Genomic DNA, 22,405 nt, shown 5'->3' on the forward strand with positions numbered 1-22,405 from the left:
ACCGTGTTTCCCGGCCATTGACAGAACTATTGCCCAAAGTGGACACGTTGATCGTCGGCGGCGGTCTGGCCGGTGTGCTCTGCGCGCTGGCGACATCGCGCGTGGCCCCGGACCATGTGGTCATGGTGGTGGAACAGGGAAAACGGCTGGGCGGCAACCATCGCTGGTCCTGGTTCGACAGCGATCTGGACATCCATGGCCATGCCCTGTTGCATGGGGCCGAAAAATCCCGTTGGGATGGTCACGAACTGCGCTTCCCGGCTTTCGGTCGCGCGATGCAGACCGGTTACAACTCCATGTCATCGGTCGCTTTCCACGATTGGGCGGCGGGCCTGTTGCAGCCAGACCGGCTGTTGCTCGACACCACGGTCACGCAGCTTGACGAAGGCGGTGTGACGCTGGCCGATGGACGGCGGATCGAGGCGGAACGGGTGATCGATGCACGCGGCCCCCACGCCATTGCCGGGGCCGGGGCGGCTCAGGGCGTTCAGGTCGGCTGGCAGAAATTCGCCGGGTTCGAAATTGCGGTCAGCAGCCATGGCCTTGTGCGCCCGATCATCATGGATGCGCGGGTGAACCAGGCCGATGGCTATCGCTTCATCTACACGCTGCCGCTGACCGCGGACCGGCTCTTCATCGAAGACACATTCTACAGCAGCTCGCCGGTGATCGACGCCACCGCGCGGCGCGAAGCCGTCTGGCGCTATGCCGCCCAATTCGGCACGCCGACGACCGAATATTCGCGGGAGGTCGGCGTTTTGCCAATCGTCCAATCCGGCAATCCGGATCTGTTCTGGCCTGCGGGTGGCGGCATCGCGCGTGCCGGCATGGCGGGCGGATTCTTCCACCACACCACCGGCTATTCGCTGCCGCTGGCGGTCCGCAATGCGCTGGCTTTCGCCGACGAAGTGGCGGCAGGGCAGGCGCCCGACGCCAACTGGTGGCGCGATCGATTCCTGCAGCACTGGCGCGATCAGCGGTATTTCCGCATGCTCAACACCATGCTGTTTCGCGCTGCGGTGCCCGATGAAAGATACCGTGTGTTCGAACATTTCTATCGCCTGCCCGAACCGCTGGTGCAGCGTTTCTATGCCGGGCAAATGACCTGGGCCGATCAGTTGCGCGTCATGACCGGGCGGCCGCCCGTCCCCGTAACCCGCGCGATCCGGGCCCTGCTTTCCGAAAAGGACCATGCGTGACCGACAGGCGCAATGCCATCGTCATTGGCGCCGGCTTCGGCGGACTGGCGCTCGCCATCCGTCTGCAAAGCGCGGGCATTTCCACCACCGTGCTCGAAGCGCGGGACCGGCCGGGCGGACGGGCCTATGTCTGGGAAAAGGGCGGCTACACATTCGATGCCGGTCCCACCGTCATCACCGATCCGGCCTGCCTGCAGGAACTCTGGGGTCTGACCGGGGCCGATATTGCGGCGGATGTCGATCTGCTGGAAATTGCGCCCTTCTATCGCCTGCTGTGGAATGACGGCGTCCGGTTCGATTACACCAATGACGATGCCACCCTGCTGCCGCAGATCGCCGCGCTCGATGCGGGGGATGTGGCCGGATACAAGCGCTTCCTCGAATATGCGGCCGGCGTCTATCAGGAAGGCTATGTGAAGCTGGGCGCGGTGCCTTTCCTCGATTTCAGCGCCATGATCCGCGCCGCCCCGGCGCTGATGAAATATCAGGCCTGGCGTTCGGTCTATTCCATCGTCGCGGGTTTCGTGAAGAATGAAAAGCTGCGCCAGGCGCTGTCGTTCCACACCCTGCTCGTCGGCGGCAATCCGATGGCGACCAGCAGCATCTATGCGCTGATCCACAAGCTGGAACGCGATGGCGGCGTCTGGTTTGCGCGCGGCGGCACCAACCGGCTGATCGCGGGCATGGTGCGCCATTTCGAACGGCTCGGCGGCACGCTGCGGCTGGGCGACGCGGTGGCGCAGATCCACCATAGCGGTGACCGGGTGACCGGGGTCACTACCCGATCCGGCTGGCACGCGGATGCGGACATGATCGCCAGCAATGGCGATGTCGTGCATTCCTATGGGCTGATCACCGGATCGGACTATGCGCAGCGCAAACAGGCACGGCTGAAGCGCAAACGCTTTTCCCCCAGCCTGTTCGTGGTGCATTTCGGGCTGAAGGGCACATTCCCCGATATCGCCCATCATTCCATTCTGTTTTCAGACAGATATGGCTCGCTGCTGGATGATATCTATCGCCATGGCAATCTGCCGGTCGATCCCTCGCTCTATCTCCACCATCCCAGTGCCACCGATCCCGCCATGGCGCCGGCCGGCTGCTCGACCTTCTACGCGCTCGCCCCGGTACCCCATCTGGGCAAGGCCGATGTCGATTGGGCGGAGGTCGGACCCAAATATCGCGATATCGTGCTCGATCGGGTGCAGGATCTGCTGATCCCCGATCTGCGCGATCGGCTGGATCAGGTGTTTCATTACACCCCGGCCGATTTTGCCGGCGATCTCGGCGCGCATCTGGGCAATGCCTTCAGCCTGGAACCCGTCCTGACGCAGAGCGCCTGGTTCCGCACCCACAATCGCGACGATCACTTCGGCAATCTCTATTTCGTCGGCGCTGGCACCCATCCGGGCGCGGGCATTCCCGGCGTAGTCGGCAGTGCGAAGGCCACCGCCGGGCTGATGCTGTGACGCAAAGTCGCGCTGAACTGGTCGCCTGGGCGAAGGATACCATTGCGCACGGATCGCGCAGCTTCAGCATGGCATCGCTGCTGCTGCCCCGGCGGGAACGGGAAAACGCCTGGCTGCTCTATGCCTGGTGCCGCACTTGCGACGATGTCACCGATGATCAATTGCTCGGCATGACAAGGCCAGATGGTGCGATGATCGACGCGGGTGATATCGATGCGCTGACGCGTCGCGCGCTGGACGGCGATCTGCCCGTGCCCCCCGCCTATGCCGCGCTGCGGCTGGTGCAGCGCGATGCCGGCATACCCCGTTCGGCGATCGAGAGCCATCTGGCCGGTTTCGCGCTCGATCGCGCGGGCTGGCACCCGCAATCATTTGCCGATCTGGAACGCTATTGCTTCCATGTGGCCGGTGCCGTGGGGCTGATGATGGCGGTGATCATGGGCGTCGATCCCGATGATCGCGACACGCTGGGCCGCGCCAGCGATCTAGGGCTGGCGTTTCAGCTCAACAATATCGCCCGCGATCTGGTCGAGGATGCGGAGGCGGGCCGTTGCTATGTGCCGCAGGAATGGCTGGAGCGGGCGGGCGTCACCATGGCCGATCTGGCCGATCCTGCCAATCGCCCCATATTGGCTGGCTTCGCTCGGCGGATGCAGGGCCGGGCTCTGATTTACGATCAATCGGCTCGCGTGGGCGCGGCGCGGCTGTCCCCGCGTTGCCGCATGGCCATTCTGGCTGCGGCAAACATCTATGGCGGCATCGGCACGGCGGTTGTCGCCCGTGGACCTGCCGCCTGGGAAAAGCGGGTTCGCACCTCCACCGGTGACAAGCTGGGGGCGATAGCGCGTGCTGCGACCCAGTCCCTGGGCACGCCCCCCGACATCAGCCGGGCGGGCCTGTTCGATCCGTTTGCGGTTTAGGACTGCTTCTCCGCTCGCGCGGCATTGGCGCGCAGCTGGCGTTTCAGCACCACAGCCTTGGGCGCATAGAGAAACCCGAAACTGACCGATCCCTTGCGCCCATGGGTGGCGTGATGCAGCCGGTGCCCCTGCACGATGCGCTTCATATAGGCGGAGCGGGGGACATAGCGGATCGGCACCCGCTGATGGACCAGCGCATCATGGAAGATGAAATAGATCAGCCCATACATCGCAATCCCCACGCCCAGGCTGGTCGCCACCGGGCCCCAGCTGCCCTGAACCCCGGCATAGATCAGCGCGATGGAGGGCAGGGCGAAGATCACCGCATAGAGATCGTTCCATTCGAACGGGCCGTGGCGCGGGCGATGGTGGCTGGCATGCAGGAACCAGCCGGGCCCATGCATCACCCAGCGGTGCATCGCATAGGCGAAGCCTTCCATGAACAGCACGGTCACCAGGATGATCAGGGCATAAAGCATGCCGCGCTTGTACCCAAGCGGGCCGGGCGGGGATAGCCGGCTTCGCAGCCTTCCGCCGTATTCCGGCACGCCGCGCCATTTCCCTTTCACAGCCCGCGGCAATTTGCCAAAGTCCTGCCAACGGCAAAACTGCCGATCCATCTGGGGGAAACAATCCGCATGCCAGCTCCCTTCGCTGACGCTGCCGCGCTCGCCCGCTTTTTCGATGCTGCCCGCGCGATCGTGGGGGAAGACCGGGTCTTCGCGGCGGAGGATGACCGCCGGGCCTATGCCGATCAGATGGCGTTCGATCCCGCCGCGCATCAGCCCTCCGGCGCGGTGGCGGCGGAAAGCGTGGAACATATCCAGGCGCTGCTGAAGGCCGCCGCTGCTGCGCGCGTGCCGCTGTGGCCGATCAGCCGGGGCAAGAATTTCGGCTATGGCGGATCGGCCCCGGTGCAGGCCGGCGCGGTGGTGCTGGATCTTTCGCGGATGAACCGCGTGCTGGAGATCAACCAGCAGCTTGGCTATTGCGTGGTCGAACCCGGTGTCAGCTTCTACGATCTGTTCGATGCGCTGGCCCGGATCGGCCACCCCTTGTGGATGAGCGTGCCGGGCAACAGCTGGGGCAGCGTTGCGGGCAATGCGCTGGAACGCGGTGTGGGTCCGCAGCCCTATGGCGATCACGCGGCGCAGATCTGCGGGCTGGAGGTCGTTTTGCCCGATGCCAGCCTGGTCCGCACCGGCGCCGGCGCGCTCGACGGCAACACTGCCTGGCATGTCACCAAGAACAGCTATGGCCCCGGCTGGGATCAGCTGTTCTGCCAATCCAATTTCGGCGTGGTGACGAAGTTGGGGCTGTGGTTGATGCCCCCGCCCGAAGCGACCATGTCGCTGAGCCTGCAATTGCCCGAGGCGGATGATATCGAACGCGGCATCGCCATGCATGCGCCGCTGCGACTGCGCGGCATCATCGATCATGATGCGGCCTGGGTCTCCTACGTCGGCATCGCCAGCTATGCCGGGCCTCGCAGCATGTTCTGGCAGGGGGAAGGGCTGTTGCCCGAAGCCGAAGGGGCGAAGATCCGCGAGAAATTGGGCGTGGGCTGGTGGAATTCGCAGGTCAATCTGTTCGGGCCGGAGGCGGTGATCGCCGCCAAGGCGAAGATCATCTCCGCCGCCGCCAAGGATGCCGGGATTGCCGCCGCAGATTGGCAGGTCTGGCGCCAGGGCGATGATTTCGGGCTCAGCCAGGCCGGCATCCCCTCCACCCGCGATATGGCCATGATCGACTGGTACGGCGGGCGCGGGGGCCATCTCGGCTTTTCGCCGGTCATGCCATCGGATGCGAAGCTGGCTGCCGAACAGTTCCGCCGCACGCGCAAGCGCTATGAGGAATTCGGCGTCGATTATTACGGCGCCTTCGGGGTTGGTGGGCGGCAGACGGTGGCGGTCAATGAAATCCTCTACAACCGCGACGATCCCGATCAGGCCCGCCGCGTCCACGCCCTGTTCGATGCGCTGATCCGCGACACGCATCAGGCCGGCTTCGGCGAATATCGCACCCATATCGGTTACATGGATGCGGTGGCGCAGACCTTCGATTTCAACAACCACGCCATGCGGCGGCTGAACGAAACCCTGAAGGATGCGCTGGACCCCCATGGCATCCTCGCCCCCGGCAAACAGGGCATCTGGCCGCGTGCCTGGCGGGATCGCTAGGGCATCAGTTCCTCGGTTCGGTTGATGTCACCAACCCGCTCACCAGGGCGAAACCTTCTCCCACTCCGGATCGAAGGCGCCCCTGGCCGCCACAGCGTGATAATCGGCCCGGCATTCGGCCAGCATCACCGGCGGGACATCCTTCAGCCGATAGGCGCCGCGATGGCCCTGCCTGGCAAACCGCAGCTCCTTCAGCGCCACCGGATTGTTTTCCTCCACGGCATAGGAACCGGTGTGGAAGATGGTTGCGGTGATGCCGTGGCTGGGGAATGACTTCTGATATTCATTGCACCCGCCGCCATCGCGCATGATGCGCTCGTAACCGCGCTTTTCCGCCACACCACGGAAGGTCAGGCTGTCGGCCTTCCACCCCAGCCGATCGGTGATGGTCTCTTCCTCCCCCTGCTGCGCGGATAGCGGCAGGCGCAGCGTGTCGAACTGCGCCAGCAGCGGCGTGATCTCGTAATCCTTCAGATGCGCCGTCCACGCCGCGCACTCCGCCGCATCGGTCAGCGCGCCATGCGCCAGCCGCACCTGGGCGAAGCGCGCGACATCCACCGGATTGTCCGCCGCATCGGTGTAATCCCCTTCCTGCGTGGGCCGGAACAGCGCCAGCGCGTTCCCATCGGCGTCCAGCCCCTGCCACACCAGCCGTTCCACCAGCCGCCGCATCACCGGATGGTCACGGAACGCCAGCTGCCAATCGGCCACCGCCCAGGCCCGCTCCACGCACATGGCTTCGAACAGCCGGCTGCCTTGCAGTTCGATGATTTGCGTCAATTCCTTCTTCGCGGCACTCAGCGCCTTCTTCGCCGCGCGGCTCGCCTCATCGGTGCCGGCGGGCAGGGTTTTCACCGGCTTGCCATCGGGATTGAACAGATGGATCGCCAGCATGGCATCCAGCCGCGCGGTGTAGACCCGGCCATCCTCGCCGCAGGGTAATTCGATCACGCCGTCATCGTCGAACCCGGCGGTGGGCACGGTGCGATCTGCCAGTTCGTCGAAGCTCCAGCCGCGGTCTTCGGCATAGCGTTCGGCGATCTCCGCCGCGCGCGCCTGGGTGCTTTTCTGCTTCAACCGGGCGGAGGCGGCGATGACGACCTGCAGCGCGGTGGGGTGGCCAATGCCTGCCAGCGCTTCGAGCAGGGCCATCGCCTGGTTGGACCGGCGCCCGTGGTGCTTCAGGAACCAGCGCACCCGATTGGCCGCGAACACGGGGTCGGCGCGGCAGGCCAGCGCCAGCACGCCCTTGGTATCGGAGCCCGAATTGATCAGCTCGCCGGTCTTTTCGCGGATCAGATGGGCGATCACCTGATCGCGCAGTTCGGCGGTCTTGTTCGGATTATAGGCCCACGCATGATATTGCTGATAATTGGCCTGGGCATAGGCGGTGGCGTCCTCCAGCGATGATGCCTGGGTGTCGAAGGCGATCCAGGCATCGAGCACGCGGTTGGACAGCGTTCGCGCATCCTGCGGCAGCAATTGGTCGAGATAGATCCCGAACTGCCCGCTGGCGGCGGGATCCTTCAGCCGGATCGCCAGGGCCAGCCAGTGCTGAAGCAGCATGGGCGGCACCGTCGATCCATCGCGGAAATGTAGCGGGGGCAGGCCATGTGCCGTCAGCCAGGCGGGCAGCTCCGGCGCGCCCTTGGCAAGGGCAGCTTCGGCCTCCGCAATCAACGTGGCGGGGCCGATCACATCGCTCAGGTCGAAACCCAGCCGCTGCAGGCTTTCGATCAGCGCCGCGCGCACCGGATCGTTCTTTTCCTTCTTCAGCCGCTTGCGCAGCGCGGTCTCGCTGGTGGTGAAACGGATATCGGCCAGCCAGATCGCGGCGCTGATCCGCACCTGTTGCCGCTTGTCGTCCAGCAGGGCTTCGATCCGCGTCACCAGATCGCGGGCCCCGCGCAGCAGGGCCACGGCCTGCCGCCGCAAAGGCCGCCGTTCCGCCACCGCAATGTCGAGCAGCTTGGCGAAATAGCGCTGCGGCACCACCGGCAGCATGGCCAGCGCATCCAGCGCGCGGTCGAGCGGGATCGGCTTGTCTGTGGGTTTCAGCCCGATCGCTTCGTCGAGAACATCCATATTCTCGACCAGCCACGGCCAGACCGCCTCTTGCGGCAGGGCCTGCAGGGCGGACAGGATGGCCGGATCATATCGGCCATAGCTCTGCCGGTTCAGCATGCTGCGCAGATCATCGCCGGGCACCAGATCTCGCAGATCCAGCTGACCCTGTTCCAGCCAGCCGCGCAGCAGATTGACGCCGAACAGATGATCCTGGCGATAGACATGGTGGATGCCGACGAGACCGCCGACATCGTCGAACGCCGATGCCTTGAGCAATTGCAGCGCCGCGCGCAGGGGTTGGCGGTCCAGCACCTGGCGCAGCCATGCCTGCCCTTCGTTGTGAAAGCGGATGGCATGCGCCAGCTGATAGCCGTCACCGCCCGGCAAGGGCGCGCCCTGGGTCAGCGCGGCGAAGCTCTGTTCCACCAGATCGCGCGGATAAGGCACGGGCGGAGTGGGCCTGGCAGACCAGCTGGCATTGTATTTTTCGAGATAGGCGGCATGGGAATCCCGCCGCCGCTGTTCGATGCGTTCGACCAGCTGCGCAAATTCGATCCTGTCTGTCTCGGTCGGTGGCAGGATATCCTCTGCGCCCAGATCCTTGCGGGGCGGCAGGGTGACGAAACTGCCGTCGATCGCGGCATAGCCGGCGGCATCGCTGCGCTCATCCGCCGCGCCGGCCTCCAGAATGCCCGCAATCGCCGCCTTCACCTTGGCGGCTTTTTCGACAGTCACGCGTTCGGCCAGCAGGGCGAGCATCTCCGGCGCCCCGCTGCGCCCGGCGGCCTGCACCAGCCCGTAACGGGTATCGATGTCGGCCTTGGCCAGATCGCGCTGCAACAGGGCCAGCAATTGATCGGGCGCCAGCCGGGCGAGCGCAGAGGTCGCCAGCTCCCGGTCGTGCTTGTCGAACGGGCGCGTCAGCATGGCCACCAGCATCGCCTCGATCTCAGGCGCGGCCATGACCTGGTGATGTTCGGCCAGGGTGATGGCGGTGGCGCGCTGCTTGGCCTCGCCCCGTTCCATCGCCTGCGCCATCGCCGCCGGATAGATGGTGAGATAATCGGCCAGATCCTGACTTGCCGACCAGCTGCCGGCCGAATGGGCGACGAATTCGGACTCGCTACGGCGCAGGATGAAGGCGAACAGATCGGCCATGGTGCCGCCGATCTGCTGGAAATGGGCAAACAGCGTGCGGATCGGGATGACGGCATCCCAGCGAACCCGGTAATCCTGCTGCATCAGGGACAGCCCTTCAAACAGCATGGCGCCAAAGCCGCTTATCACCAGCTCGGCATCGCTCATCGGGGTATGCCATGGCGCGCGGACATGCCGGGTGGCGATCCGCACCTGCAACAGCCGCAGCACCTGCGGCCCAGGCGGAATTTCGCCTTTCACCAGCGCCACGCTGGTCTGGCCGATCAGTTCGTGGATCTTGGGTTCGACCTGCTGATAGGGGGAGGTGTACACCAGATTGGCCTGACCGAGCGCCGCGATCGCATCGACCGTATCCGGCCGCTCACCGCTCGCGACGAAATTGACAGCCGCACGGCCCAATCCAGCCTGGTAATATTCGATCCGCAGCAATTCGGCGGCCATGGCCGGGTGCAACTGCCCCCCATCCGCCGTGGCCCCGTTTCCGGTGCCCGCCTTGCGACCGAACAGCTTACGAACCACGCTTTCCATGCCCATGCCCACGCTCCCGCCGGATTCAGCGATCGGTTAGCCTGAAACCATGAAAAAATGGCAAGCGTGGAAAATAGTTATGGCTGGTTCTGGCCCGCCTGAGCCTCACGCTGATTGTCGCGATGGGCCAGATCGGCGCCCATCTGATATCCCATGAAGCAGGACATCAGCAGGATCAAAGCCAGCATGCCGCCAATCCATTGGCCGGTCGTCTTGGAGGGATGTTCCGTGTCCGATTGATGGGTCATGATCGTTCCTTTCCGCTGACAAGGTCGGAACCCCAAGCCCCCGCCGCAAGCAAAACCCCGTCAATCGGGGCAGGCCTGCGACGAACACCGCGCACGGTTCCTGTCATTGCAGTCGTCGCATCAGCCACTATCCTGACGGCGTGGCGGGGTGCCCAGCACGGCGCGCGCCAAGGAAATCATCGGGTCAACGGGCGCAGGCGTGCAGCGAAAAATCCTCTTCTCCTACAGCACGCTGGCCGTCGTCGTTCCGCTGTTCCTCTGCGTTATCCTCAACGCTCTGGTGCGTCCATGGCTGGCGGATCGCATTGGCGGCACGCTGGTGCGGTCGGGCAATGCGGTGCGTGGCAACGATCGCTGGTGGAATTTTGCGGAAACCACACGGGCCGAACATCCTATGCTGACCGGGTTCCTCTCCTGGTCGGACGGGGCGATGGCGATGATCACCTTCGCTGCCATCGCCCTGCTGCTGGTCGCCGGCTGGCTGGTGGGGCGGATCAGGGCGGGGCGCTCAGCGGGTTAACTTACGCGTAGTTGCCCTGGCGGCTCACCAGTTGCGGGAGAATTCCTCCAAAGCGGCCGCCGAACCGATCGCCACGGGGGCGGACCACCCGCCGGGTTCCGCCTCCTCGCCGGCAAACCCATCGAACGCCTGCCACCCTTCATCATTGCGCTCCAGGGCCTGGCGGCCCGATGCCCGGACCAGCGCCATGCCGCCGGCGACATCCCAGATATTGGGGCGTTCGAACCACGCCATGTCGAGCAGGCCGGCCGCGACGAAGGCGCATTCGATCGCTGCCGATCCGGTCTTGCGTCCATCCCAGCCGAACACGGGTTTGGCCGATGCTCTGGGTTCCCCGCCCAACCGGCGGCGCACGGCGGGGTTGGGGCTGTGGTTCAGCGGCGCGCCGTTGAATTTCACGCCATCGCTGCCGGCGCCCGCATCCGGCCTGGCGGTGGCATGATAAACGCCGGGTTCCAGCGCATGGCTGGTGCTGCACCACAGGGCGCCCACGATCGGACACCCGCGATAGAGCACCCCCACCGATGAGGCGAACAGCGGGAAGCCATTGATGAAATTGGCCGTGCCATCGATCGGATCGACCGCCCAGATGAAATCATGGCCCAGCGCAGGCCGCTGATCGAATTCCTCGCCCACGATGTCATGGTCCGGGAAGCGTTCCGACAATCTTTCGCGGATCAGTGTTTCCACCCGCCCGTCCACTTCGGAAACCGGGTCTTTCAAATGGGTCGGATCATCCTCCAGCCCCTTGTATTTGACCCGCAGCATCCCGCCCAGCGCAGCGCGGATTTCGGTGCCGCCCAGCTGCGCCAGCTCCACCGCCGTCGCTTCGATTGCGGCCAGCAGCCTGTCATCCAGCAGGCTGTCATCCAGCGGTAAGGTCATCGCGCATCCTCTTTCAGTGTCAGCACCTTCACCCAGTCGGGGCGAATGCGAATGTCGACGCAGCCGGTCAGCTGTTCGTTCGGGCATCGGTCATCTACCCGGAACGGTCGCTCATGCACGGTCAGCCGCACGGCGCTGGATCGATAGGGAACGACTGGGCAGGGGGAGGCGTCGGGATCGGCCGACCATGCGATCAGCGGTGCCCGCAGATCGGGCGTGACCAGCACGACATCGAGCAGCCCGTCGCCCGGCGCTGACCCGGCTGCCAGCGCCAGATGGGCACCGACAAAGGGGATGCTCAACACCTCCACCATCAGGCAGCTGCCTTCCCACACCCAGCCGCCGTCCTGGCCGATATCCTCCACTTTGCAGGGGAACGGCTCTGCCCTGGTCAGGGATTTCCGGAACGCTTCCCGGCCATTGGCCTGCTTTTCCTCCGGCGTGTCGGGCTCGCTGTCCACATCATCCACCGCGTCGGTCAGCACGCCCGATCCGATCGCCTCGACAAATTTCCTGTGGCCCCAGGGGCCGTCCGCCTCGCATCGGTCCAGCCGGACCCAGTCGTTCCGGTCCCAGCGCGCGGGCAGGCTGCGCCAATCGCCATCCACGCCCAGCGCATTGGCGATATTGTTCGATCCGCCCAGCGGCAGGATGCCGATCGGCCGTTCGATATCGTCCAGGCAAGACACCACATCCGCCACCGTGCCATCGCCGCCCGCCGCCACCACAATGTCGAACGGTTGGGCCAGCGCAGCCGACAGATCGTCCTGACCATGCGCGCAATAGACCGGCTCGATGCCAGCCTGCTTCAAAACCTGTTCGATATCCTGCCGGGGTATAGGGTTGGTCCCGGCATTGTCATTGTGCACCAGCAACGCGCGCATCGCAGCTCCTGCCTTCAAGAATGGGGGGAGACTTGGCCGGCCCGTGCCGACCGCAGACACAAAAACCCCCGCCGAAGCGGGGGCTCATGAGATTACTGTTCGCTGCCGGGCGGGTTGGTCTTGGGGGCCTTGCCATCCTCGACGCGCCCTTCATTGCGCAGGTCACGGCCTTCCTGGGCCTTGCGCTGTGCTTCCGGGCTGTCGCCATGCTCGTAAGCCTCTTCCTTGGCGTAACCGGCGGCTTCCTTGATCTGGCCTTTGATGCTCATGTCACTTTCCTTCGAACATATGTCACGATTGCGTGCGACACTGGGCCAACGTTCGAAACCATGATCGGATGCGCCCATAATGCGGGATGTCGCCCATCCGGGCATCTGCTGCGGCGAAACGCGGCCGCGACAAAAACGCCTGATCATCGCAGTGTGGCCCGAACACCCATATCCGTCGCCGCTCCGATCCTTTAGGGTCCGGCGCCTATGACGGACGAACCTGCGCCCCCGCTTCCCAAACCCGCGCCCCAGACCCGCCGGGGGGATCGCCCACCACCCATCGGCAGCGCGTTCTTTCGCGGCGGAGTGGCGCTGCTGGCGCTGTTCGCGCTCGCCACATTGCTCTGGCAACTGCGTCCGGTGCTGCTGCTGTTGTTCGCTGCCACGCTGGTGGCCATCGTGCTGGACGGGCTCACCCGCGCGATCTGCCGCCGGATTCCGCTGCCGCGCGGGGTGGCGCTGGGCCTCTCCGCGCTGTTGGCCGCCAGCGGCATCGTCGCGATCGTCTGGCTGTTCGGGGCGGAACTGGCCAATCAGATCAATCATCTGGCCGCGTTGGTGCCGGGCGGCTGGGACGATCTGAGCGATATCGTCGGGGAACAACGGCTGAACGGCTATGTCGATCGGCTCGCGCCATCAGGCAGCAATATCTTCTCCATCGTGCAGGCGGTGCTGTCCTTCGTCAGCGGCATGGTGTCGGCCACGCTGCTCGCCATGCTGGGCGGGGTGTTCCTCGCCGCCCAGCCGGCCACCTATCAGGCCGGCTTCCGCGCCCTGCTGCCGCAGCGGTGGGATGCCATCGCCGTCGAAACCATCCACGCCATCGGCCTGTCGCTGCGCCGCTTCATGCTGGGACAGGCGATTTCCGTACTGTTCGTCGGCGTCACCATCTTCATCGGCATGTGGCTGGTCGGCGCGCCATCGCCGCTTGCTCTTGCCGTGATCGCCGGCATCCTGGGTTTCATTCCAGTGGTCGGCCCGCTGATGGCGGCGGTGCCAGGCGTGCTGGTCGGCCTGACCATGGGCGGCGATGCCTTCTGGAAAATCGCCGCGATCTATTTCGTAGTCCAGCAGATCGACGGCAATCTGGTCAATGCGCTGGTGATGAAACGCTCGGTCAAGATCCCGCCCGCCGTCACCATGTTCTCGCTCTTCGCCATCGGCGTCACCTTCGGCCCCGCCGGCCTGCTGCTCGGCGGCCCGATCGCGGTGCTGGGCTTCGTTCTGGTGCGCAAGCTGTGGATCGAAAACCATCTCGGCAAGACAATCGACTGAAGGCGAGCGCCTTCAAACCCTCCCTCAGCTCGCTGGGGAAGGGGCCGCGCGCGGAACGCACAACCTTGCTCACATAGAAGGAAGCTGGCGCTCTATGCGCTCATGGAATAACACAATCCGCGATGGTGGATCGCAGTAAGTCATCGGGTCTGCAACCTGCAGCGCCAACTCCAGCGCAGCTTTGCGGATATCTCTTTTTGCATTTCTGAAACTGCCGACCGGCACCGTCAGGCTCTGCAACTTGCTGCCATCCTGCGCCAGCACGGTCAGCCTGACGGCGGACCTTGTCGCTGTCATCTGCGCTGTCAGATCGCTTGGCCAGGGGCGCGCGGCCTCGCGCAGGGGCATCTCTCTGCTGCCCCAGTCACCATCGATCCGCAGGACAGGCTGAGCTGAAGCGTCCACGCTGGCATCTGATCGAGAACCACCCAATCCGGTAATGGTGACATGCCACTGCTGCTCCAGCGGGTCGGTTTGGCCGATGGGGGAATCGGGAACGAGCGGGGCAATCCGTATCGCCGGGCCGGCCAGTTCTATCTTGATGCGGGCCTGCGGCCGCTGATGATGTTGCAGATCATATCTCCATTCGATCCGCACGAAATCATCATGCACGCTGCCGCTTGTTCTGCGATGGGGATAGTGATCGAGCACGCACTCCCGATAGCTGCTGGGATTGAGCTGGTGAGGCAACAGGCTGGCTGGCGTTTCGCAGGCCAATCGCCCGGTTTCAACACCGTCGAAAAGTCCGCTGACAGTTTCCCTCAGCAGGCGAAGTCTCTCAAGGTCGATTGATCCTTGGGTATAAACTCGAAAATGCCCGGTTTCATCGGCTCGCTTGGCCGTGATGACGTAATCCATCCGCTCCTGCCCAGGAAAGTCAGCCAGCAATTCTGCAATATCTATCGAGAAAATCTGCAATTTCTCAGGATGGATATGAGCGATAATCCGTTCTTGCCCTTCCGGCGTGTGAAATCTCAGTTCCGCGTCGAATGGAATAAAAACATTTGAATCCATTCCTTCGCTCAACAGCCACAAACGCCATGCCCCATCTGTTGCTGTCCTTACGAGATGGGCGGCCAAGGCCGGCTTGTCAGTCAATGACAGCCGGGCTTCGGTGGTAGAGGCAAAGCCGACGGCCGGATCGGCTGCGAAAAACCGCCGCAGCCCGATCGGCGTATCAAGTGCTGCTGCCGTCACTTCGCAGGCGTGAAATCGCTGCAGGGTGAGGGCTGTTCCGGAATAGTTGGTTGGGTGGCAAGAGCGGGGTTTGCTGTACTGGTCAACGCGGCGAAAACCGTGACCGATAGCTGAGCGATTCTCATTGCCTGCCCCTGATCAGAATACCCTGGTTGGCTTGCAGATTGCATGGGATCGATGCGCCGCACAAACCGATTTTTGGAGCCGCAAAGGATGCCTTGAACAGGTGGGCTCTGGCTCTGAAACTGTCATCGAACGCAGAACAATCCTCAGATCATCTGCTTCGCCGGGCTATACCTCACCCCCGCCCGAACACTGGCTCCCCCGCGCGCTGCACGGCGATCCGTTCCACCAGCCCATCGCGCAAATGATAGGTCACGATCACCCGCACATCGATCCATTCGCCCTGCGCCAGCGGACCCACCACGAAATCGGGCGCATCGGCCACGGCGGTGAAGCGGCTGGTGGTGTCGGCCACGATCTGCGTCTCGCTCGCCTCCACCCCATGCACGGTCAGGCTTTCGCGCACTGTGCGGAACATGGCGCTGTAGAAGGCGGCAATGCCGTCCCGGCCCCTGATCGGCGGCACGGAGGGCAGGGCCAGTTCCACATCCTCGGTATAGAACAGCGAATAGCGCGCCGGATCGCCCGCGCTGAAGGCGGCGGTATAGGCGTCATAGGCGGCCAGCTGGCTGGGGTGCGGGCCAAGCTTGGGCAGGTGGGTTACCCCCTGGCCGGGCGGCCAGGTCATGGTCTTCAGCCAGGCGACCTTGCCATCATCGTCGATGTCATAACGGGCGAGGAACTTCACCGTCACGCTGTCCCCCGGCAGCAGCGCACCGAAGGGGAAATCCGGCCGCGCCTTCGTGGCATGGAAATCCATGTCGATCTCGGCAAAGACCGTGCGCCCATCCTGCAGATAATGCTGCACGCGCGGGCATTCGCGTACGCCATCATGCGCCCAACCCAGAAATTCGCGCATCGCCGGCTTGCCCCGCCGCAACCCGCCGCTGCTTTCCATCACGCAATCATCGGCAAACCAGTGCTCGATCAGCGCCGCATCATCGCCGCTGTTGAACAGGGCGATATAGGCATCGTAATCGAAACGGGGATGATCGCCGCCCACCCTCTCACTCCAGTTCCAGGATCACAGCATCGGTGGCCAGGCTTGCGCCCTGTTCCACCGCGATCCGCGCGACGCGACCGGATTTTTCGGCCCGCAGGATGTTTTCCATCTTCATCGCCTCCACCGTGGCCAGCGGCTGGCCCGGCTCCACCGCATCGCCCGGCGCCACATGCAGCCGGGTCAGCAGGCCGGGCATGGGGCAGATCAGGAAGCGGGAAAGATCGGGCGGCACCTTCTCGATCATGTGCTGCATCAGTGGCGCCACATGCGCGGGCAGCACCAGCACATCATGGCTCGCGCCCTGCGTCGTCAGCCGCCAGCCGCGCGCCTGCCGCCGCACGATGATCGACAGCGACTGCTTCACCCCATCCACGGCACCATCAGCCTGGGCCAGCATCTGCCCCGGCATCCAGTCGCAATGACCGTCCACCTGCACGCCATCCACCATGGCATGGCCGTCTCCCAGGGTGACGTCGAGGCTTTGCCCATTCATCCGCACCACCCAGTGGCTGGAAAGCGGCGGCGGGCCGTTCAGCCCGCCCGATGTCCGCCGTGCACGCGCCTGATGCGTATGCTCGATCCCCGCAGCAATCGCCGCGATCACCCTTTGCCGCGCGGCATCGGCCGGGGCGCCGTGGAACCCCTCCGGATATTCTTCTGCGATGAAACCGGTGGTCAGTTCGCCCGAGCGGAACCGGGGGTGCTGCATCAGGGCGGACAGGAAATCGACATTGTGCCCCGGCCCTTCGATCACGAACCGGTCCAGCGCGGCAATCTGCAGATCGGCGGCCGCTTCCCGTGTCGGGGCATGGGTGATCAGCTTGGCGATCATCGGATCGTAGAAGATCGACACCTCGCCGCCTTCGGCCACCCCGTCATCCACCCGCACCACGCCAGCGGCGTTCAGCGGCACGCCCGCCTCGCTCTGCGCAAAGGGCGCCTGATGCAGCGTGGCCGGGGGCGGGCGGTATCGCACCAACCGCCCGGTGCTGGGCAGGAACCCGCGATAGGGATCTTCGGCATAGACGCGGTTTTCGATCGCCCAGCCGTTGATGCCAATCTGATCCTGGGTGAAGGGCAGCGTCTGCCCCGCCGCCACGCGGATCATCTGTTCCACCAGATCGACGCCGGTGATCATCTCCGTCACCGGATGTTCCACCTGCAGCCGGGTGTTCATTTCCAGGAAATAGAAACTTTCCCCCGTCGGGTCCGCCCCGCTGACGATCAGTTCCACCGTGCCGGCCGAATGATAACCCACCGCCCGCGCCAGCGCGACCGCCTGTTCCCCCATGCGGCGCCGCATCTGTGGCGTGACGAAGGGGGATGGCGCTTCCTCAACCACCTTCTGATGGCGCCGCTGGATCGAACATTCGCGTTCGTTCAGATAGACTATGTTGCCCTGCTTATCGCCCAGCAGCTGGATTTCGATATGGCGCGGGCTTTCGATGAATTTCTCGATGAAAACCCGATCATCGCCGAAGGAATTGAGCCCTTCGCGCTGGGTCGCCTCAAACCCTTCGCGCACGTCGCGATCGTTCCAGGCCAGCCGCATGCCCTTGCCACCGCCGCCGGCGCTGGCCTTCATCATCACCGGGTATCCGATCCGGTTTGCCTCGCTCAGCGCATGGTCCGTATCGGCGATCGCATCGGGCGATCCGGGCACGACATTCACCCCGGCCTGCGCAGCCAGCCGCTTGCTGGCGATCTTGTCCCCCATGGCGGCGATGGCGCCGGCCGGTGGGCCGATGAAGACCAGTCCCTGCGCCTCCAGCGCCTCGACGAAACTGGCCCGTTCGGACAGGAAGCCATAGCCGGGATGCACCGCCTCCGCCCCCGTGGCGAGGCAGGCTTCGATGATGCGTTCGGGCAACAGATAGCTTTCCGCGGCGGGCGCCGGGCCGATCCGCACCGCGTCATCCGCCAGTGCCACATGCGGGCTGCGCGTATCGGCATCGGAATAGACGGCCACCGTGGCGATCCCCATCCGCCGCGCGGTGCGGATCACGCGGCAGGCGATCTCTCCGCGATTGGCGATCAGGATCTTGCCGAACATGCGCGTGTTTTCCTGGCTCATCCTGTCCCCATCCTTGTCGCTGCGCCCGCCGCCGCTTCATGGCGATGGCGTGACGGCTGGCTCAGTCTGCGCTGTCTGCCGGGAAAATCAATCCGGGCTGGCCGCCATATTGCCGAACCGGCGTCATCCGCCTTCCTGTATCATCAGCTTCAATTGCCTCGTGCGTTCCTGCGTCAGATAGATGTGGCACAGCGCCACCAGCGTGGGCTGCATCGATCCCCCGCGCGCCCGATATCCGGCATTGATGCACTGGGTGTCGCGAAATTTCAGCCAGGCCCGCTGGGAATCCAGCAGCACCTCGAAATAGCCCTTGCCGGGCATGTTCGGGCTTGCGGCATCGGCCGCTTTCATATGGTCGCTGGTGATGCGCCACTGCCGGTTGAGTTCGACATCGGCCGCCTCATAATCCCTCGCGGCGCAGAACCGCATGTCGCTCTGCGTCACGGGATCGGCACAATTGGGGTAGGCCGGCTCAGCGGCAGCCTGCGCCGCAGCAACCATCAGCAGGGTGCTTGTCAGCATGCTCATCAGCTCTGCTCCGGCATCATCATGGCGCCACCCATACAGGCTCCCCAATGCGCAGGCAGGGCGTGGTCAGGCGCAGGCAGGGCGCGCATAATCGGTGTTATCCGCCTTCGCGCGTCAACTGCTTCAGCTGCTCGATCCGCTCCTGCGTCAGCCTTGTGCGGCACATCGAAACCAGCATCGGCTGCATCGATCCGCCACGCGCCTGATATCCGGCACTGACGCAATGGGTATCGCGATATTTCAGCCAAGCCCGCTGCGCATCCAGCAGTACCGCCGCATAGGTCCGGCCGCGCATGCCCCGGCTGCTGGCATCGGCTGCCTTCATGTAATCATTGGTAATCCGCCACTGCCGGTTGAGCTCGGCATCCGCCGCCTCGTAATCCAGCCCGGCGCAGCGGTTCATGTCCGCCTGGGTGGTGGGATCGGCACAGGCCGCAGAGGGGGATCCCGCTGCGGCAATCATCAACAGGCTGCTTGTCAGGATAGTCATCAGATCTGCTCCAGCGCTTGGGCGATATCGCCAATGATGTCGTCAATATGTTCGATCCCCACCGATACCCGCATCACGTCAGGGCCGGCACCGGCCTGGATCAGCTCCTCATCCTCCAGCTGGCTGTGGGTGGTCGATGCCGGGTGGATGATCAGCGATCGCGTGTCGCCGATATTGGCCAGATGGCTGAACAGCTTGACGGAGGAGACCAGCTTCACCCCGGCCTCATATCCGCCCTTCAGTCCGAAGGTGAACACCCCGCCGCCGCGCCCACCCAGATAGCGTTGCGCCAGCGCGTGATAGGGGTTGCCCGGCAATCCGGCATAGGACACCCAATCAACCTTGGGGTGGCGTTCCAGCCATTGCGCCAGCGCCAGCGCATTGTCGCAATGCCGTTCCATCCGCAGCGCCAGCGTCTCCATGCCGGTCAGCGCCAGGAAGGCGTTCATCGGCGCCAGCGCCGGGCCCAGGTCACGCAGCCCCAGCACGCGCGCGGCGATGATGAAGGCGATCGGCCCGACCGCCTCGGTAAACACAGCGCCGTGATAGGAAGCATTGGGCTCGGTCATGGTCGGGAATTTGCCCTGCGCCGCCCAGTCGAAACGGCCGGCATCGACGATCAGCCCGCCCACGGAATTGCCATGGCCGTTCAGGAACTTGGTTGCCGAATGGACCACGATATCGGCGCCATGGTCGATCGGGCGGCACAGCAATGGCGTGGCCAGCGTGTTGTCCACCACCAGCGGCACGCCGGCATCATGCGCGACCTTCGCAATGGCTTCGATATCCTGCACCACGCCGCCGGGGTTCGCCAGGCTCTCTATAAACACCGCACGGGTCTTGTCGGTGATAGCGCGCGCGACATTGTCGGCGCTGTCGGCATCAACGAACTGCGTGTGCCAGGCCATCTTGCGGAAACTCTGGCCCAGTTGATTCAGCGATCCGCCATAGAGCTTCTTCGCCGCCACGATCTCGCAGCCCGGTTCCATCAGCGTGTGAAACGTCAGGAACTGCGCCGCATGGCCCGAAGCCACCGCCAGCCCCGCCGCGCCCCCTTCCAGCGCGGCGATCTTGCCTTCCAGCGCCGCATTGGTGGGGTTCATGATGCGGGTGTAGATATTGCCGAATTCCTGCAACCCGAACAGCCGCGCGGCATGATCGACATCGTCGAACACATAGCTGGCCGTTTGATAGATCGGCGTGATCCGCGCCTTGGTGGTGGGATCGGGCGCGGTGCCCGCGTGGATCGCCAGCGTTTCCGGTTTGCGGATATCGTCAGAACTCATGCAGGCCTCTCCAAACCCGTTGGTATCGCCTCATGCTACCCGATTGCGGCCAGACTTCCAGTTCCGACAATGGTCGGGGAAGGGCGGGGTTCCGCAATTTCACGAGCTGGAAAAGTTCGCCCCTTCGACCCCATCCGCTCGGGCTGAGCCTTTCGAAGCCCGCTCCCGACATCTCCGTACGCGCGTGTTGTGGCTGCCCTTCGACGGGCTCAGGGCGGACGGAGGCGGGAAAATGGTGGACAACTAGTGTAGCTTACTCAGCCGCTTCCTGCAGTGCGCCGCAGGCCCGCGCGGGTTCTTCGCCCGTCAGCGGCTTCAGCCCCAAGCGCGCGAACAGCGCGGCATCCTGATCGTCGCCGGCATTGGGCGCGGTCAGCAGTCGGTCCCCGGTGAAGATGCTGTTGGCCCCGGCCAGGAAGCACAGCGCCTGGGTCGCATCGCTCATGCTTTCGCGCCCGGCGGACAGGCGCACCATGCTCAGCGGCATGCAGATGCGGGCGGTGGCCACGGTGCGCACGAATTCGATATCGTCGATCTTTGCCATCGGCGTATCGGCCAGCATATCGCCCAGCACCGTACCCTTGACCGGCACCAGCGCATTTACCGGCACGCTTTCGGGATGGCGGGGCAGGGTGGCCAGCGTGTGGATGAAGCCGACGCGATCCTCCCGCGTTTCGCCCATGCCCACGATCCCGCCCGAACACACATTGATCCCGGCATTGCGCACATGATCCAGCGTATCCAGCCGGTCGGACATGCAGCGGGTGGAAATCACCCGCTCGTAATATTCCGGGCTGCTGTCGATATTGTGGTTGTAGTAATCCAGCCCGGCATCGGCCAGCATCGCCGCCTGCTGCGGCGTCAGCATGCCCAGCGTCATGCAGCTTTCCAGCCCCATGTCGCGCACGCCCTTCACGATGCTGATGATCGCGGGCATATCCCGGTCCTTCGGATTGCGCCAGGCCGCGCCCATGCAGAACCGCTGGCTGCCAACATCCTTGGCCTGCGCCGCGCGCTGCAGCACTTCCTGCACATCCATCAGCTTGCTGGCCTTGACTCCGCTGTCGGCCTTCACGCTCTGCGAACAATAGCCGCAATCTTCCTGGCATCCGCCGGTCTTGATCGACAGCAGCGTGCACAGCTGCACCTCATCGGGCTGGTGATGCGCGCGATGCACGCTGGCGGCCCGGAACAGCAATTCGGTGAAGGGAAGGGCGAAGATTTCCGCGATGTCATCGCGGGTCCAGTCGGTGCGGATTTCGGTCATATGCAGCATCGATAGCGCGCCCTTCCGGCGTGGCAAAGGGCTCAGTCCGCGCGGTTGCGGCAAAATCCCGCCAGCGCGCCCGCATAGTGCGCCGCCCCGCGCCGGCCCAATTCATCCGCCGGCAGCGTTTCCAGCGCTTGCATCAGCCGCGCATGGCTGGCGGTGGAAAGCGTGCCGAGCGGGGCAACATAGACCCCGATGGTGAACAGGATCGCGCCAGTTTGCGGCAGACGGCGCAGCGTCTGTCGCTCGCTGCGGATGAACAGGGTCTTCCCGGCATTGGCGGGTGTCACGTGGGCGAAGGCGCGTTCGGGCGGGGCATCGGCGATCCAGCGCAGTGCTGGGGCTGGGCTGACGAACCAGTTGCAGCGGCCAAAAATCCGCCCCGGTTGCAGCGTTGCCATGAAATGATCGACCCCACGCGCCAGCTGCGCGGCATAGCCATGGATGGGGGCATGGATCGCGGCCAGGGGCAGGCCGATCTTGTCGCGCGGATGCCAGTCGGTGGGAAAGGCCACCGCCGCCCCGACCAGCCGATAAGTGCCGCTATCGGCCTGCGGCAGCAGCAGGCACATATCCTCCCACGCCGATCGCGCCGCCCCTTCCAGCCCGCCCGCCACGCCGAGCATCCCGGCTAGTTCGTCTGCTGGCTCGTCTGCTTCGGGCAACAATTGCACACTGTCGGGATAGGCATCGAACGCGGCCGCCCGCAGCGGCAGATCGGGCGCGGGGTGCAGCCATTCGGCCTCGCCCAGCGCGCTCAGCCCCATCTTCAACACCCCGCCAGCCCGCGCGCGGGGCAGCAATTCCTCGACCGAAAAGCCGAGCGACATGC

At 64.6% G+C, this 22,405-nt stretch carries 20 protein-coding genes; 6 read left to right on the forward strand and 14 right to left on the reverse strand.

Annotated features, from left to right (window positions below; genetic code table 11):
• The first annotated feature begins 38 nt into the window (after nt 1–38).
• Genes crtY through GRI97_RS09270 form a run of 3 tightly spaced genes read left to right on the forward strand, consistent with a single transcriptional unit; the run spans nt 39 to nt 3,588 of the window.
• Nucleotides 39–1,199, forward strand: coding sequence for a lycopene beta-cyclase CrtY (crtY, locus tag GRI97_RS09260; protein WP_161390920.1), 1,161 nt, complete (start codon nt 39–41; stop codon nt 1,197–1,199).
• Nucleotides 1,196–2,668, forward strand: a complete 1,473-nt coding sequence (locus GRI97_RS09265; protein ID WP_161390921.1) for a phytoene desaturase — start codon at nt 1,196–1,198, stop codon at nt 2,666–2,668. The genes crtY and GRI97_RS09265 overlap by 4 nt, the downstream gene beginning before the upstream one ends.
• Nucleotides 2,665–3,588, forward strand: coding sequence for a phytoene/squalene synthase family protein (locus GRI97_RS09270; RefSeq protein WP_161390922.1), 924 nt, complete (start codon nt 2,665–2,667; stop codon nt 3,586–3,588). Before GRI97_RS09265 ends, GRI97_RS09270 begins: the two co-directional genes overlap by 4 nt.
• Here GRI97_RS09270 and GRI97_RS09275 read toward each other — a convergent pair.
• The gene (locus GRI97_RS09275) at nt 3,585–4,067 is read right to left on the reverse strand and encodes a sterol desaturase family protein (RefSeq protein ID WP_161390923.1); all 483 of its coding nucleotides are present in this window, start codon (nt 4,065–4,067) and stop codon (nt 3,585–3,587) included. The genes GRI97_RS09270 and GRI97_RS09275 overlap by 4 nt on opposite strands.
• 159 nt (nt 4,068–4,226) lie before the next feature.
• Between GRI97_RS09275 and GRI97_RS09280 the strand changes: the two genes are divergently transcribed.
• The gene (locus GRI97_RS09280; RefSeq protein ID WP_161390924.1) at nt 4,227–5,768 is read left to right on the forward strand and encodes an FAD-binding oxidoreductase; all 1,542 of its coding nucleotides are present in this window, start codon (nt 4,227–4,229) and stop codon (nt 5,766–5,768) included.
• Nucleotides 5,769–5,807: 39 nt separating this feature from the next.
• Here the strand turns inward: GRI97_RS09280 and GRI97_RS09285 are convergent, their stop codons facing one another.
• Nucleotides 5,808–9,527 carry a DUF4132 domain-containing protein gene (locus tag GRI97_RS09285; RefSeq protein WP_161390925.1) on the reverse strand — a complete coding sequence of 1,240 codons (3,720 nt, stop codon included), beginning with the start codon at nt 9,525–9,527 and terminating at the stop codon, nt 5,808–5,810.
• A 71-nt stretch (nt 9,528–9,598) separates the two neighbouring features.
• Nucleotides 9,599–9,769: a hypothetical protein gene (locus tag GRI97_RS09290; RefSeq protein WP_161390926.1), complete on the reverse strand. Its 171-nt coding sequence runs from the start codon at nt 9,767–9,769 to the stop codon at nt 9,599–9,601.
• A gap of 148 nt (nt 9,770–9,917) precedes the next feature.
• Between GRI97_RS09290 and GRI97_RS09295 the strand changes: the two genes are divergently transcribed.
• A complete protein-coding gene (locus GRI97_RS09295; protein ID WP_161390927.1) occupies nt 9,918–10,289 on the forward strand; it encodes a hypothetical protein in 372 nt (123 codons plus the stop codon).
• 24 nt (nt 10,290–10,313) lie between these two features.
• Here the strand turns inward: GRI97_RS09295 and GRI97_RS09300 are convergent, their stop codons facing one another.
• The 3 genes from GRI97_RS09300 to GRI97_RS18395 form a co-directional block, all read right to left on the reverse strand.
• On the reverse strand, nt 10,314–11,174 hold the full coding sequence (locus GRI97_RS09300) for an inositol monophosphatase family protein (protein WP_161390928.1): 861 nt from the start codon (nt 11,172–11,174) through the stop codon (nt 10,314–10,316).
• Entirely contained in the window at nt 11,171–12,058 is an 888-nt protein-coding gene (locus GRI97_RS09305; RefSeq protein WP_161390929.1) for a diacylglycerol/lipid kinase family protein, read from the reverse strand. Before GRI97_RS09305 ends, GRI97_RS09300 begins: the two co-directional genes overlap by 4 nt.
• A gap of 92 nt (nt 12,059–12,150) precedes the next feature.
• Nucleotides 12,151–12,327: a hypothetical protein gene (locus GRI97_RS18395; protein WP_202392690.1), complete on the reverse strand. Its 177-nt coding sequence runs from the start codon at nt 12,325–12,327 to the stop codon at nt 12,151–12,153.
• A gap of 207 nt (nt 12,328–12,534) precedes the next feature.
• On the opposite strand from GRI97_RS18395, the gene GRI97_RS09310 reads away from it, so the two are divergent.
• Nucleotides 12,535–13,602 (forward strand): AI-2E family transporter, encoded by a 1,068-nt coding sequence (locus tag GRI97_RS09310; protein ID WP_161390930.1) that lies wholly within the window; start codon nt 12,535–12,537, stop codon nt 13,600–13,602.
• 69 nt (nt 13,603–13,671) lie between these two features.
• On the opposite strand, the gene GRI97_RS09315 is transcribed toward GRI97_RS09310, so the two are convergent.
• From GRI97_RS09315 to GRI97_RS09350, 8 genes are all read right to left on the reverse strand, one after another.
• A complete protein-coding gene (locus GRI97_RS09315) occupies nt 13,672–14,799 on the reverse strand; it encodes a hypothetical protein (protein ID WP_161390931.1) in 1,128 nt (375 codons plus the stop codon).
• A gap of 298 nt (nt 14,800–15,097) precedes the next feature.
• Nucleotides 15,098–15,925 (reverse strand): nuclear transport factor 2 family protein, encoded by an 828-nt coding sequence (locus GRI97_RS18895; protein ID WP_161390932.1) that lies wholly within the window; start codon nt 15,923–15,925, stop codon nt 15,098–15,100.
• 4 nt (nt 15,926–15,929) lie between these two features.
• Nucleotides 15,930–17,978, reverse strand: coding sequence for an acetyl-CoA carboxylase biotin carboxylase subunit (locus GRI97_RS09325; RefSeq protein WP_161391715.1), 2,049 nt, complete (start codon nt 17,976–17,978; stop codon nt 15,930–15,932).
• A gap of 144 nt (nt 17,979–18,122) precedes the next feature.
• Nucleotides 18,123–18,527, reverse strand: a complete 405-nt coding sequence (locus GRI97_RS09330) for a lysozyme inhibitor LprI family protein (RefSeq protein ID WP_161390933.1) — start codon at nt 18,525–18,527, stop codon at nt 18,123–18,125.
• A gap of 97 nt (nt 18,528–18,624) precedes the next feature.
• On the reverse strand, nt 18,625–19,017 hold the full coding sequence (locus GRI97_RS09335; protein ID WP_161390934.1) for a lysozyme inhibitor LprI family protein: 393 nt from the start codon (nt 19,015–19,017) through the stop codon (nt 18,625–18,627).
• Nucleotides 19,017–20,303 carry an O-acetylhomoserine aminocarboxypropyltransferase gene (locus GRI97_RS09340; protein ID WP_161390935.1) on the reverse strand — a complete coding sequence of 429 codons (1,287 nt, stop codon included), beginning with the start codon at nt 20,301–20,303 and terminating at the stop codon, nt 19,017–19,019. The genes GRI97_RS09335 and GRI97_RS09340 overlap by 1 nt, the downstream gene beginning before the upstream one ends.
• A gap of 253 nt (nt 20,304–20,556) precedes the next feature.
• Nucleotides 20,557–21,570, reverse strand: coding sequence for a biotin synthase BioB (gene bioB, locus GRI97_RS09345; protein ID WP_161390936.1), 1,014 nt, complete (start codon nt 21,568–21,570; stop codon nt 20,557–20,559).
• 41 nt (nt 21,571–21,611) lie between these two features.
• Nucleotides 21,612–22,403, reverse strand: a complete 792-nt coding sequence (locus GRI97_RS09350) for a heme-dependent oxidative N-demethylase family protein (RefSeq protein WP_161390937.1) — start codon at nt 22,401–22,403, stop codon at nt 21,612–21,614.
• Between the last annotated feature and the right edge of the window lie 2 nt (nt 22,404–22,405).

Origin of the sequence: Croceibacterium xixiisoli (genome assembly GCF_009827305.1) — a bacterium.
In the GTDB taxonomy this organism is placed as follows: Bacteria; Pseudomonadota; Alphaproteobacteria; order Sphingomonadales; family Sphingomonadaceae; genus Croceibacterium_C; species Croceibacterium_C xixiisoli.

Bases quoted from the DNA above. Each gene is read 5' to 3' on its own strand.
- bioB (WP_161390936.1), bottom strand. From the start codon at position 21,570: ATGACCGAAATCCGCACCGACTGGACCCGCGATGACATCGCGGAAATC.
- GRI97_RS09340 (WP_161390935.1), bottom strand. From the start codon at position 20,303: ATGAGTTCTGACGATATCCGCAAACCGGAAACGCTGGCGATCCACGCG.
- GRI97_RS09300 (WP_161390928.1), bottom strand. From the start codon at position 11,174: ATGACCTTACCGCTGGATGACAGCCTGCTGGATGACAGGCTGCTGGCC.
- GRI97_RS09335 (WP_161390934.1), bottom strand. From the start codon at position 19,017: ATGACTATCCTGACAAGCAGCCTGTTGATGATTGCCGCAGCGGGATCC.
- GRI97_RS09350 (WP_161390937.1), bottom strand. From the start codon at position 22,403: ATGTCGCTCGGCTTTTCGGTCGAGGAATTGCTGCCCCGCGCGCGGGCT.
- GRI97_RS18395 (WP_202392690.1), bottom strand. From the start codon at position 12,327: ATGAGCATCAAAGGCCAGATCAAGGAAGCCGCCGGTTACGCCAAGGAA.
- GRI97_RS09290 (WP_161390926.1), bottom strand. From the start codon at position 9,769: ATGACCCATCAATCGGACACGGAACATCCCTCCAAGACGACCGGCCAA.
- GRI97_RS09280 (WP_161390924.1), top strand. From the start codon at position 4,227: ATGCCAGCTCCCTTCGCTGACGCTGCCGCGCTCGCCCGCTTTTTCGAT.
- GRI97_RS09325 (WP_161391715.1), bottom strand. From the start codon at position 17,978: ATGTTCGGCAAGATCCTGATCGCCAATCGCGGAGAGATCGCCTGCCGC.
- GRI97_RS09275 (WP_161390923.1), bottom strand. From the start codon at position 4,067: ATGCTTTATGCCCTGATCATCCTGGTGACCGTGCTGTTCATGGAAGGC.
- GRI97_RS09330 (WP_161390933.1), bottom strand. From the start codon at position 18,527: ATGAGCATGCTGACAAGCACCCTGCTGATGGTTGCTGCGGCGCAGGCT.
- GRI97_RS09285 (WP_161390925.1), bottom strand. From the start codon at position 9,527: ATGGGCATGGAAAGCGTGGTTCGTAAGCTGTTCGGTCGCAAGGCGGGC.
- GRI97_RS09310 (WP_161390930.1), top strand. From the start codon at position 12,535: ATGACGGACGAACCTGCGCCCCCGCTTCCCAAACCCGCGCCCCAGACC.
- GRI97_RS09305 (WP_161390929.1), bottom strand. From the start codon at position 12,058: ATGCGCGCGTTGCTGGTGCACAATGACAATGCCGGGACCAACCCTATA.